This is a genomic window from Ruegeria sp. AJ12, from assembly GCF_056536245.1.
The window spans coordinates 3,982,488-3,994,915 of the sequence record NZ_JBQFJJ010000001.1 but is presented as its reverse complement, the minus strand read 5'-3'; the positions used below and the strand labels follow the sequence as shown (position 1 = coordinate 3,994,915).

General features: G+C 58.0%; 12 protein-coding genes. 11 read left to right on the top strand and 1 reads right to left on the bottom strand.

Features of this window, described 5'->3' with window-relative positions:
• Positions 1-209 precede the first annotated feature (209 nt).
• Genes ACR3E0_RS20020 through arsB form a run of 4 tightly spaced genes read left to right on the top strand, consistent with a single transcriptional unit; the run spans position 210 to position 4,319 of the window.
• Positions 210-1,043, top strand: a complete 834-nt coding sequence (locus ACR3E0_RS20020; RefSeq protein ID WP_480480878.1) for an arsenate reductase/protein-tyrosine-phosphatase family protein — start codon at positions 210-212, stop codon at positions 1,041-1,043.
• Positions 1,040-2,038: an ArsJ-associated glyceraldehyde-3-phosphate dehydrogenase gene (locus tag ACR3E0_RS20015; RefSeq protein ID WP_480480877.1), complete on the top strand. Its 999-nt coding sequence runs from the start codon at positions 1,040-1,042 to the stop codon at positions 2,036-2,038. Before ACR3E0_RS20020 ends, ACR3E0_RS20015 begins: the two co-directional genes overlap by 4 nt.
• On the top strand, positions 2,035-3,300 hold the full coding sequence (arsJ, locus tag ACR3E0_RS20010; protein ID WP_480480875.1) for an organoarsenical effux MFS transporter ArsJ: 1,266 nt from the start codon (positions 2,035-2,037) through the stop codon (positions 3,298-3,300). The genes ACR3E0_RS20015 and arsJ overlap by 4 nt, the downstream gene beginning before the upstream one ends.
• Positions 3,297-4,319: an ACR3 family arsenite efflux transporter gene (gene arsB, locus ACR3E0_RS20005; protein WP_480480873.1), complete on the top strand. Its 1,023-nt coding sequence runs from the start codon at positions 3,297-3,299 to the stop codon at positions 4,317-4,319. The genes arsJ and arsB overlap by 4 nt, the downstream gene beginning before the upstream one ends.
• Before the next feature lie 123 nt (positions 4,320-4,442).
• Here arsB and ACR3E0_RS20000 read toward each other — a convergent pair whose 3' ends face one another.
• Entirely contained in the window at positions 4,443-4,871 is a 429-nt protein-coding gene (locus ACR3E0_RS20000; RefSeq protein ID WP_480480871.1) for a hypothetical protein, read from the bottom strand.
• A 160-nt stretch (positions 4,872-5,031) separates the two neighbouring features.
• On the opposite strand from ACR3E0_RS20000, the gene ACR3E0_RS19995 reads away from it, so the two are divergent.
• The 7 genes from ACR3E0_RS19995 to ACR3E0_RS19965 all read left to right on the top strand — a co-directional run bounded on the left by ACR3E0_RS19995 (position 5,032) and on the right by ACR3E0_RS19965 (position 12,427).
• Entirely contained in the window at positions 5,032-6,081 is a 1,050-nt protein-coding gene (locus ACR3E0_RS19995; protein ID WP_480480869.1) for an ABC transporter ATP-binding protein, read from the top strand.
• An 84-nt stretch (positions 6,082-6,165) separates the two neighbouring features.
• The gene (locus ACR3E0_RS19990; RefSeq protein ID WP_480480867.1) at positions 6,166-7,392 is read left to right on the top strand and encodes an ABC transporter substrate-binding protein; all 1,227 of its coding nucleotides are present in this window, start codon (positions 6,166-6,168) and stop codon (positions 7,390-7,392) included.
• Positions 7,393-7,457: 65 nt separating this feature from the next.
• Positions 7,458-8,486 carry a carbohydrate ABC transporter permease gene (locus ACR3E0_RS19985; RefSeq protein WP_480480865.1) on the top strand — a complete coding sequence of 343 codons (1,029 nt, stop codon included), beginning with the start codon at positions 7,458-7,460 and terminating at the stop codon, positions 8,484-8,486.
• Between the two features lies 1 nt (position 8,487).
• Positions 8,488-9,369, top strand: a complete 882-nt coding sequence (locus ACR3E0_RS19980; RefSeq protein WP_480480863.1) for a carbohydrate ABC transporter permease — start codon at positions 8,488-8,490, stop codon at positions 9,367-9,369.
• 135 nt (positions 9,370-9,504) lie between these two features.
• Positions 9,505-10,035 (top strand): ester cyclase, encoded by a 531-nt coding sequence (locus ACR3E0_RS19975; protein ID WP_480480861.1) that lies wholly within the window; start codon positions 9,505-9,507, stop codon positions 10,033-10,035.
• Positions 10,036-10,046: 11 nt separating this feature from the next.
• Positions 10,047-11,378 carry a histidinol dehydrogenase gene (gene hisD, locus ACR3E0_RS19970; RefSeq protein WP_480480859.1) on the top strand — a complete coding sequence of 444 codons (1,332 nt, stop codon included), beginning with the start codon at positions 10,047-10,049 and terminating at the stop codon, positions 11,376-11,378.
• Entirely contained in the window at positions 11,375-12,427 is a 1,053-nt protein-coding gene (locus tag ACR3E0_RS19965) for an ester cyclase (RefSeq protein WP_480480857.1), read from the top strand. The genes hisD and ACR3E0_RS19965 overlap by 4 nt, the downstream gene beginning before the upstream one ends.
• The last annotated feature ends 1 nt before the right edge of the window (position 12,428 follow it).

Below are 12,428 nucleotides of genomic sequence, written 5' to 3'. Positions count from 1 at the left end.
TAGACGGTCAGTGCAGCGTGTGCAAGCCCATACATTGAGGACTCACCCCGCCTATGTGCCGCGCCTACCAAGCCGGCTTCAGCCTGACTTCGCGGTGTCTATACACGGACGCTGCCCAAGACCTTTTTCTTCGCAGGACTTCAGATGAGAGCAGGCCAAGGGCCGGGAATCACTCGACATGCAATCTTTATTTCGATAATTCGTGAAATATGGTAGAAGAGATCTCCGATCAACTGGCCATCCTGGGCCACCCGCAGCGTATCATTGTGTTTCGCATGTTAATGCGACGGTTTCCTGACAGCGTTCCTGCCGGGGAACTGTCATCGGAACTGGGTGTCAAACCCAGCACGATGTCGAACTACCTCAATGCGCTGCAAAGGTCCGGACTGGTGTCTCAGAAACGATCGGGCACCTCTCTGCTCTATTCGATTGAAATGAAGAACGTGCAGCGGATGCTCGACTTCCTGATCGTCGATTGCTGTCGTGGTCGTCCCGATATCTGCATGCCCTTTACCCGAGGAACTGACGCGATGACCGATCGAAAATTCAATGTCCTGTTCATCTGTGTGGGCAATTCTGCCCGCTCGATCTTTGCCGAATCCCTGTTGCGCGAGATTGGTGGGAACAAGTTCGAGGTCTTCTCAGCCGGTACAAGCCACTATTCCGAGTTGAACCCCTTTGCGGTTCAGGTGCTCAGGGATAAGGGGCACGACACCTCGACCCTGCGCTCAAAGACTGTCACTGAATTCACCGGACCGGATGCCCCGGAAATGGACTTCGTGTTTACCGTCTGCAATCAGGCGGCAAACGAAGAATGCCCGGCTTGGGAAGGCCAGCCGATCAGCGGGCATTGGGGGATGGTTGATCCGGTCAAGGCCGAAGGCACGGATGCCGAGAAGAGCCTGGCGTTCCAGAACGCTTATGGTGCGCTCAAACGCCGGATCGAAGCCTTTACATCGCTGCCGGTCGAGAGCCTCGACCGCATCGCCCTGCAATCTGCCGTGGATGACATCGGTAGAACACCCGTTGAGGACATCAAATGACAACTTACGCTGTGAACGGCCTGGGCCGGATTGGAAAGCTGGCTCTGAAACCGTTGCTTGACAGAGGCGCCAGGATCGCTTGGATCAACGACGCGATAGGCGATCCAGAAATGCACGCGCATCTGCTGGAGTTCGACACGGTGCACGGACGTTGGGATGCCGCGTTCGAGCATGATGACAAGAGTGTCACGGTCAACGGAACGCGGCTGCCGTTTGTCGGAACCAAAGACCTTTCGGAGTTGCCTCTGGATGGTGTCGATGTCGTGATCGATTGCACTGGCGTATTCAAGACCGAGGCAAGACTGGCCCCCTACTTTGAGGCCGGTGTCAAAAAAGTGGTCGTCTCAGCACCGGTCAAAGACGGTCCCACGGCTAACATCGTATACGGAGTCAATGAAGGCATCTATGACGCCGACACCCATCACATCGTGACGGCGGCGTCGTGCACAACCAATTGTCTGGCCCCGGTTGTGAAAGTGATCCACGAAAACCTCGGCATCCGCCACGGGTCGATGACGACGATCCATGACGTGACCAACACCCAGACCATCGTCGACCGCCCGGCAAAAGATCTGCGCCGCGCACGGTCGGCCTTGAACTCGCTGATCCCGACCACCACCGGATCGGCCACGGCCATCACTCTGATCTACCCCGAACTCAAAGGGCGCCTGAACGGTCACGCAGTGCGGGTTCCGCTGCTGAATGCCTCGCTGACGGATTGCGTGTTCGAAGTCGAGCGCGAAACAACGGTCGAAGAGGTGAACACCCTGTTTGCCACCGCAGCAGAGGGTGGACTCAAGGGAATCCTCGGCTATGAAACCCGGCCACTGGTGTCGACCGACTACACCAATGACCAGCGGTCCTCGATTGTGGATGCCCTGTCGACCATGGTGGTGAACGGCACGCAGGTAAAGATCTATGCGTGGTACGACAACGAAATGGGATACGCGTATCGTCTTGTCGATGTTGCCCTGATGGTTGGGGATTCCGTGTGACCCTCAGGCCCGAAGGTTTGTCGGCCTATATCGCGGTCACGGCGGCCTACTGGGCCTTTATGCTGACCGACGGGGCGCTCAGGATGTTGGTGCTGCTGCACTTTCATACTTTGGGTTTCTCGCCGGTCCAACTGGCTTATCTGTTTGTCCTGTATGAAATCGCCGGGATGGTAACCAACCTAACAGCGGGATGGATCGCGGCGCGGTTCGGGTTGACCTCGACCCTCTACGCGGGTCTTGGCCTGCAGGTTGTGGCCTTGCTGGCCCTGACCCAGTTGGACCCGTCTTGGACCATTGGCGTGTCCGTTGCCTTTGTCATGATCGTGCAGGGGGCAAGCGGGGTTGCGAAGGACCTTGCCAAAATGTCCTCGAAATCCGCCGTGAAGCTGCTGGCCCCGTCAGAAGGCGGGGGGCTGTTCCGGTGGGTTGCTTTGCTGACCGGCTCAAAAAATGCCGTCAAAGGCTTGGGCTTTCTGCTGGGTGCCGCGTTGTTGGCCACATTGGGATTTGTCTGGGCGGTGCTGTTCATGGCTATTGTCCTGGGCGCGATCCTGATTGCCGTCGTCGCGCTGATGCCGCCGGGCCTGCCCAAAGGGCGCAAGGGTGCAAAATTCTCCGAGGTGTTCTCGAAATCGGCCAATGTGAACTGGCTGTCGGCGGCGCGTGTCTTCCTGTTTGGCGCACGGGACGTATGGTTTGTGGTCGGGATACCGATTTACTTCTACGCGGTGCTGTCGGACGGCACCGAGGCAGGCAATCGGGCGGCATTCTTCATGATCGGCACGTTCATGGCCGTCTGGGTGATCCTGTACGGGGCGGTTCAGGCAAGTGCGCCGCGAATTCTGCACGCCTCGGAACGGTCCGAAAGCGATCTGATCGGTGCAGCGCGCAACTGGGCGGCAATCCTGTTCTGCGTGCCGGCGGCCCTGACGCTGGCTGTCCTGCTGTCGTCCGGGCCCGAACCCTGGCTGACCATCACATTGGTCATCGGCCTTTTGGCCTTTGGGGCCGTTTTCGCGATCAACTCCTCGCTGCATTCTTACCTGATCCTGTCCTTTACCCGGGCTGAGCGCGTGACGATGGATGTCGGGTTCTACTATATGGCCAACGCCACCGGGCGACTGCTGGGCACGGTGTTGTCCGGCCTGACCTATCAGGTCGGAGGGTTGCCGCTTGTGCTGGGTACGGCATCCATCATGGTCGCCCTTGCGGCGCTGACCTCCGGCAAACTGAACGCACATACGACCGAGGCCCTCTCATGAGCATTTTTGAGCGTTACCTGACTGTGTGGGTCGCCCTTGCCATGGTCGGCGGCGTCCTGATCGGGCTGGCCGCGCCGGGCCTGGTTGGGCTGGTTGCCGCGGCCGAGTTGGCCAGCGTCAATCTGGTCGTCGCTGTTCTGATCTGGGCGATGGTTTACCCCATGATGGTCGGTGTCGATTTCGGCGCGGTCGCAGGCGTGGCCCGACAGCCGCGCGGGTTGATCGTCACACTGGTGGTCAACTGGCTGATCAAGCCCTTCACCATGGCGCTGCTGGCCGTGTTGTTCTTTGACTACGTGTTTGCGCCGTGGATCGCGCCCGAAGATGCCGCTCAGTACACTGCCGGGTTGATTCTGCTGGGCGCGGCGCCCTGTACGGCAATGGTGTTTGTCTGGTCACAACTGACCAAGGGCGATCCGACATATACGTTGATACAGGTCTCCGTGAACGATCTGATCATGGTCGTGGCCTTTGCGCCCATCGTCGCGTTTCTGCTGGGCGTGACCGATATTTCGGTACCCTGGCAAACCTTGGTTCTGGCCACCGTCCTCTATGTCGTGCTCCCCCTGATTGCCGGTCTTTTCACGCGCCGGTGGCTCGGGTCAAAAGACGCGATTGATGCGTTCTCCGCCCGGGTCAAGCCGTGGTCCGTCATGGGGCTTATCGCGACGGTGGTAATCCTGTTCGGCCTGCAGGGGCACACGATTCTGGCCAAACCAATGGTGATCGTTCTGATCGCCGTGCCGATATTGATCCAGAGCTACGGGATCTTTGCGCTGGCCTATGGAGCGGCGTTTGCTCTCAAAGTACCGCACCGCATCGCCGCACCTTGCGCCATGATCGGCACCTCGAACTTCTTTGAACTGGCTGTTGCGGTTGCCATCAGCCTGTTCGGCCTGAACTCCGGTGCCGCGCTTGCGACTGTGGTCGGTGTACTGGTGGAAGTGCCGGTCATGCTGTCGCTGGTGGCTTTTGCGAACCGGACCCGCGCCCGCTTTCCCGAACCCGCAGTGCAATAGGACTGACGGCCCCGGCAGAACGGGGGCAACCAAGAATTTTCAATGACTTGGTCCAAATAGTACCTTCATAGGAAATCAACGGCTTACAAAAAGCAGCTCTGACTCTTTTGAGAACTGGGCGGCTCAAAAGAAAGTCGCTGGAAGGATTGCAGCCCTGTCCGACGATAAACAAAAGTTCAGTGCCACCTTTCTCAACTCTGTTGAACCCGCAATAGCGCAGAAAGGCCATTTTGCCTGTCGGGGCGATACCCAGCCAATCCTTTCGAACAAGCCCATGAGATGACCCACTGAGGCACCCCAGACCGAAGAGAACCCGTCGAACTCGTTGGCAACCGTCATGAACACATTCAGGCGGTGCCGCATCTGTGTCAGGCTGTTTTTCAGCGCAAGCCGGAATCCTTGCGCAACCTCGTTGGTGCCATGAAGTTCGTCAAACGGATGGAATCCGTGCCACAGAAAATCCTCGGTGTAATATTTCGAGATCGAGTCAGGGATGGCCGATCTTTCTGTTGTGCTCAGTGCTTCGTAATTTTCCAGGACAACCGTTTCCAACTTAGTAGCATATATTGTTTTCTTTCAGCGCTTTAGCTGAGGGAAAGTAGTGCTTTCCAGAAGCATTTGCATTCGCTTGCAAAAATCACTTGCCACAAGGTTCGCCGAATGTTTATGCTTATGCAAGCGTATGCATTGATTGCGCGACAGGGAGGGCGGAATGGCCGAAATTCAACTTCGCAACGTCGGGAAGCGTTGGGGATCGTTCATCGGTGTTGACAATTTCGATCTCACAATAGCCGACAAGGAGTTTCTCGTGCTTCTTGGTCCATCTGGATGTGGCAAGACCACCACCATGCGCATGATCGCTGGTCTGGAGGATGCAACCGAAGGTGACATTTTGATCGACGGCACCCGCGTCAACGACATGGAGCCCAAGGACCGCGATGTCGCAATGGTGTTCCAGTCCTACGCTCTCTATCCAAACATGAACGTCTACGAGAACATTCGGTTTCCGCTTAAGGTGCGTGGCATCGATCCGGCAGCGCATGACGAGAAAGTGCGTCGTGCCTCGGCAATGGTAGAGCTGGACGACTTTTTGCATCGTAAGCCGGCAGAATTGTCAGGTGGTCAGCGTCAGCGAGTGGCTTTGGCGCGCGCCATCGTGCGTGAACCCAACGTGTTCCTGATGGATGAACCGTTGTCCAACCTTGACGCAAAACTGCGCGTGTCAACCCGCGCGCAAATCAAAAACCTCAGCCACGAACTTGCGGTCACCACAATCTATGTGACGCATGACCAGATCGAAGCGATGACCTTGGCTGACCGCGTTGTGATCATGAAACAGGGAGTAGTTCAGCAGGTTGGCTCCCCCACTGATATCTATGATGCCCCGGCAAATACCTTTGTGGCCAGTTTTGTTGGCAGCCCGGCGATGAACCTTGTCGAGGGCGAGGTCCAAGGCGGCGTGTTCCGTGCCCAAAACACCGAGGTTCACGGATTGAATGCGCCGGATGGTCCCATCACGCTGGGCTTTCGCGCCGAGGACGCAAACGTTGTGGAGAGTGGTGGCGAGATCAACGCACCCATCTACACGCAAGAGCTTTTGGGCGACAGCACCATGGTCTCAATTCGGATCGACGGTGCACTTGTCTCGGTCAAGGCCGACAAGACCTACCGGGCCGAAATCGACGACCAGGTTTCGATCCATATCCACACGGATCACTGCCACCTGTTCGATGCGCAAACCGGGGCACGCCTTGAGCGCTGAAACACGAAATTCAAACCCGCAATGACGGGCCGAAACCGGGTGCAGACTTCGAAGGTGCACCCATCCACCCAGGGAGGAATACAAATGTATCTAAAGCAGTTTGCACTGGCCGGGTCACTGACCGCCTTTGCCGCAAGCGCGGGCTATGCCTGTGAAATTGCAGAGCGGGTCAACATCGTAGGAAACGAGTTTGCCGCCATTCAGGCCGTCGCTGCCGGAGCCAAGGAATGCTCGGGCGCGCCGGTGGAATCCAACCTGACGTCAGAACACCAGACCATCAACGTGGCTGGTCTGTCCGGGAACCCATCGGAATACACAAGTGCGATCATCGCGAACAGTTCGATCGTGGCACTGATGAACGAAGACGTCATTCGCCCGCTCAACGACCTTGTGGAAAAACATGGCCAGAGCCTGCAGCCGGGACAGCTGATCAAGATCGGCGATGACATCATGGCCGTGGCTTTCATGGCAAACGCACAGCACCTGATGTATCGCAAGGACGTGCTGGAGCAGGCCGGTGTCGAAGTTCCGACGACCTATGAGGAAATGCTCGAGGTCGCCAAGGCCATTCGTGAGCAGGGCATCATGCAAAACCCGGTCGGAGGCGCCTACGCATCGGGTTGGAATCTGGCACAGGAATTCAACAACATGTTCCTTGGCTATGGTGGCCAGCATTTCAAGCCCGGCACCGCCGAGCCGAACATCAATAGTGAAGCCGGGGTCAACGCCCTGAATATGATGAAGGCCTTGTCGGAATACATGAATCCCGACTTCCTGACCCATGATTCCAATGCCACTAACGCCGAATACCGTGCCGGTAACGTCGCGCTCATGAACATGTGGGGGTCGCGTGCGTCACAGCAGACAACAACAGAAGGTGTTCTGCAGGAAGTGATCGATGGTCATGCGATCGGGGCTCCGCTGACTGTTGGCGGCGGTTCGACGCCGGCATCGACCCTGTGGTGGGATGGCTGGACCGTCGGCAAGAACATCTCGGATGAAGAGGCCGAAGCGACCTTCATCGCCCTGACGCATAGCATTCGTCCGGACATGTTGAATGATGAAACCACCCCGCTGGCGGTTTGGCTGATCGAAGGCTACGAGCCGGGTGCAGATGCCCAGGGCGTGTTTGACGCGGCCAAGATGGGCACTCCGCCATATCCGATGCTGCCCTATATGGGCCTGATGCACAGCGCGCTCGGCAACGAACTTGCTGATTTCATGCAGGGCAAGGAAAGCGCGGAACAGGCGCTGGCCGATGTCGAGGCCGCCTATCGGGCTGCCGCCATCGAGCAAGGGTACCTCCAGTAAGATCTGCTTTGTGCGGGCGTCTTTGAGCCTCGCCCGCACAAACAAACCGATGCGAGGGTTGCAACATGCGCCACAAGACTTTCCTTTGGTTCTTCCTGCCCACAGGACTTGCGATGTTGTTGTTCATCGCCATGCCCATCGTCTCGGTCATAGTCCAATCGATTTTTGCGCCGCATCCCGCTGTTCTGTTGGAAGTCGAAAACTGCACCCCCTTGATCGGCTGCACGACAGAAACAACCATAGACCAAGAGGCCACCGCCGCCCTGCGTGAGGCACAGCCCTTGGGTCGGTTTGTGGGGTTGGGCATCTATTTTGATCGCGGCCATCTGGCAATTCAGGAAATCAGCCAGATGTGGACGGCCAACGAAACTCTGGGCGGCTTTTTTTCGGACCTGGGCAACCTGCCGTTCTATCGCGCGATGGCGTTTACGCTGACATTCACCTTTGTTGTGACACCGATCACGATCCTGCTGGGTCTGGTGATTGCTCTGGCTGTCAACTCGCTGCATCGGCACCTTAAAGGGTTGATGATCTTCTTCTCGCTTCTGCCCATGATCGTAACCCCGCTTATCGGCTCGCTTATCCTGTTCTGGATGATCGACAGTCGCGGTGTCATCGGCAACGCCCTAGTGTACCTGGCCGGAGATCCGAATTTCAGCCTGAAGGCCTCAACAGGGCTGATGTGGGTGGCACTGATGGTTTATGGTGTTTGGCACGCCGCCCCGTTTGCTTTCGTCGTGTTCTATGCCGGGCTGCAAACGCTGCCTCAGGACCAGATTGAAGCGGCGCAGATCGATGGCGCGACGCGCTGGCAGCAGGTCAAGTTCGTGGTTGTTCCGCATCTCATGCCACTGGTGACTTTTGTTGCGCTCATCCAGTTGATGGACAATTTCAAAGTGTTCGAACCCATCATCGGGTTCAGTGCCCAAGCACATGCGCAATCGCTCAGCACCTTCATCTTTGACGACCTTGGCGGTGAAACCCGTCAGCTGTCGTCCGCAGCCGCAACCTCTGTGATGACGATTATCGGGGTCGCCATTCTTCTGTCGCCCGTGCTTGTCCGTACCTGGCGCGACTTCAAAGGAGCCAGATAACATGGCCAGCCGCGCACAACGAATGCCCACGGGCCTTCGGATCGCCTCATCCCTGTTCGTACTCCTTTGGTTCATCCTGGCCGCTTTTCCATTTCTGTGGACCGTGTGGGGGTCGTTCAAGGTCGAGTTGGATTTCTTCTCGATCGCGGACTGGACCAACGCCCTGACTGGCGCCCGGACCGAAGCGGTCTACGGCTCACCGTTCACCACCGCCGGGTACGAGGGCGCGTGGATTCAGGAGGAGTTCTGGCGCAACGTTCGGAACACCGGGATCGTGTGTTTCTTTGTGGTCACCATCTCGCTGACCATTGGCACGCTCGGCGGCTACGCCCTGTCGCGGTCGTCCTATAACTACACCTTCTGGCTGCTGATCTCCGCGCTGATCTTCCGCGCCATGCCGCCGATCACGCTGGTCTCCGGTTATCTGCTGCCGTTCTTTGAATGGAATATCTGGGGCATCCTGCCGACCACGATTATCGTGCTGGTGGCGATCAATCAGCCGTTCACCCTGTGGATGCTGCATTCCTTCTTCAAGAACATCCCGAGCGAGTTGGACGAAAGCGCCAAGGTCGATGGCTGCAACCAGTTCCAGGCGTTCCGCCGCGTGATCATTCCGGTGATGTGGCCGGGCGTGATCACCACGGGGCTTTTCTCATTCCTGCTGGCCTACAATGACTTTGCCGTCGGCGCGATGCTGCTGTCTGAAAGCAACCGCACGATGGTGCCTGCCATTGCGGCGTTCCTTGGCACTACCCAAACCGAAGGCAATGTGATGTTCGCGGTCGCGGCCGTTGTTTCGGCCACCGTACCGTTGTTCATCCTGGTCATGTTCTTCCAGCGCCAGATTGTCGGCGGTCTGACGGCCGGGGCGGTCAAAGGCTGATGAGCGCTTCTGCAAGACATAACGCAATTGGGCGCCACCCGGCGCTCAACCGATTGCCCAGGGATTTTCTGTCGGAAGGTTAGCCTCTTTCCACGCCATGAAGATCACTGGAACAGTTACTGAAGGACGAGAAACATGAAGGGTTCGCGCCCCGAACAGGCCGTGCTGACCAAAGACACGGATATGAGCAAGACCGAAGAAACCCGCGCCGTCATCGAAGGCATGGTCGATGGTTTGAACGATCATCGCATCGACGACATTGGCGAGTTCTTCTCGCAAGGGTTCCGCTGGATGGGCAATCAGGGCTGCGGCACCAAGACCGGCCTGCAGGAGTTTCAGAACAACTGGCAGCGCCCGTTTCAGGCCGCCTTTTCGGACAAGACCTGCATTGATGAGGCACGCCTGTACATGGGCGAATGGGCCGCCGCCTTTGGCCGCCAGGAAGCGACCCATTCCGGCGAGTTTCTGGGGATCGCACCCACCGGGAAGAGGGTCGAAATCCGCTACATGGATTTCTGGAAAGTCGTCGACGGGAAGATCGTCGACAATTGGGTGAATGTCGATTTCGCCCATGTTGCTGCGCAACTTGGCGTTGATCTGTTCAACGGACAAGGCTGGGAAACATTCGACCGGGGAGAGAAAGCTCCACCCCGGCCCGACAACTGAGGATTGAAACAATGGCTATTGAATACCTGAAACGTGGCAAACCGGAAGCTGACCGAGCCGAAGACGACGCCAAAACCCGGGCCGTCGTTGAGGCAACGCTGGCGTCTATCGAAACCCGCGGCGATGCCGCCGTGCGCGAGCTGTCGGAGAAGTTCGATAACTACTCGCCGGAAAGCTATCGGCTGAGCCAGCAGCAGATCGACGACCTGATCGCGTCTCTGTCTGATCGTGAGCTGGCCGATATCAAGTTCGCGCAAGAGCAGGTGATGAACTTTGCCCAGGCGCAACGGGATTCGATGCTGGATATCGAGGTGGAAACGCTGCCCGGTGTGATCCTGGGTCACAAGAACATCCCCGTTCAGTCCGTGGGCTGCTATGTGCCCGGTGGCAAGTTCCCGATGGTGGCCTCGGCGCATATGTCGGTGGCCACGGCCAAGGTTGCGGGCGTGCCGCGGATCATCGCCTGTACCCCTCCGTTCAACGGCAAACCAAATGCAGCCGTGATCGCGGCGATGCATCTGGGTGGCGCGCATGAGATCTATGTGATGGGTGGCATTCAGGCTGTGGGGGCCATGGCCATCGGGACCGAAACGATCGAGCCGGTACATATGCTGGTTGGCCCCGGCAACGCCTTTGTTGCCGAGGCCAAACGCCAGCTCTTTGGCCGTGTGGGCATCGACCTTTTTGCCGGCCCGACCGAGACTATGGTCATTGCCGATGAAACTGCCGCCGATGCCGAGCTGTGCGCAACCGATCTGCTGGGACAGGCCGAACACGGATACAACAGCCCCTGCGTCCTGCTCACCAATTCGCGCAAACTGGCCGAAGATACGCTGGCCGAGATCGAGCGCATTCTGGGTATCCTGCCAACCTCGGGCACTGCGCGGGTCAGCTGGGACGAATACGGCGAGGTGATCGTCTGCGACACGTATGACGAGATGCTGCAAGTCGCGGATGACATCGCATCCGAACATGTGCAGGTGATGACGGATCGTGACGACTGGTTCCTTGAGAACATGACCTGCTATGGCGCGCTGTTCCTTGGACCGCGCACTAATGTGGCAAATGGAGATAAGGTGATCGGCACCAACCACACTCTGCCGACCAAGAAAGCCGGGCGCTACACCGGCGGTCTTTGGGTTGGTAAATTCATGAAAACGCACAGCTACCAAAAGGTCACCACGGATGAAGCCGCAACGATGATCGGTGAGTTCGGCTCGCGCCTGTGTATGCTCGAGGGTTTTGTGGGCCATGCCGAGCAATGCAACATCAGGGTGCGCCGCTATGGCGGGATCAACGTGCCTTATGGCGAGGGTGCACCATATCGAGAGGCCGCAGAATGAGTGACGTGCATTCAGCGAACAAAGCGCTGATTGCGCCGCTTCGCGCGGCGATGCACGATTTTGATGGTGTTCGGGTGCAAGGCGCGTTGAATGAAGCGCTTGCCTCGGACGCCAATGTTCACATGCCGCACCCCTTCGGGGATCTGGCCGGCCCGCACGAACTGTATCGGACCTGCTATGCGCCGCTGCTGAAGGCGATGCCGGATCTTGAGCGGAGGGACTGGATTGTTGTCGGTGGCCGAACCAAACAGGGTGATGACTGGATCGGCTGTGCAGGCCACTACTTCGGAACCTTCGTTGCGCCGTGGCTGGACATACCGCCAACCGGTCATCTGACCCATATGCGGTTCCATGAATTTTATCGGATCGCCGATGGTCAGGTGGTTGAGGTTCAGGCGATCTGGGACATTCCCGAAGTCATGATGCAAGCCAGAGCCTGGCCGATGGCCCCCTCTTTGGGCTTGGAATTCTGCACCCCCGGTCCGGCAACGCAGGACGGCATCGTGCCGGGCCCGTGGGACGAAGCGCGCGCACAGGCCTCCTGCGATCACATCGTCAATATGCTGGGGCACCTCACGAAACACCCCAGCCAAGGCGGACCGGAGGTGATGGAGATGCAGCGGTTCTGGCATCCCCGCATGATCTGGTACGGACCTGCTGGAATCGGCACCGGGCGAGGGATCGCCGGGTTCCGCAACTGGCACCAGATACCGTTTCTCAAAGCAATGCCCGATCGTGGAAAATATGCCGATGATGTCGTCCAACATTTCTTCGGCGATGCAGACTATGCAGCCGTGACGGGTTGGCCGAACATGATCCAGACCGTCACGCATGACGGATGGATGGGCATCGCCCCAGCAGGTCAACGCATCAGCCTGCGGTCGCTTGATTTCTGGCGGCTGGAGAATGGCTTGATCCGGGAGAACTGGGTGCTGGTCGACCTTCTGGATGCCTATCGGCAACTGGGTGTTGACGTCTTTGCCCGTCTGCGCGAGTTCAACAAGGCCCGCGTTCCGGGTGAAATCCCGTTTCCCGTTGGTGAGAGTTAAG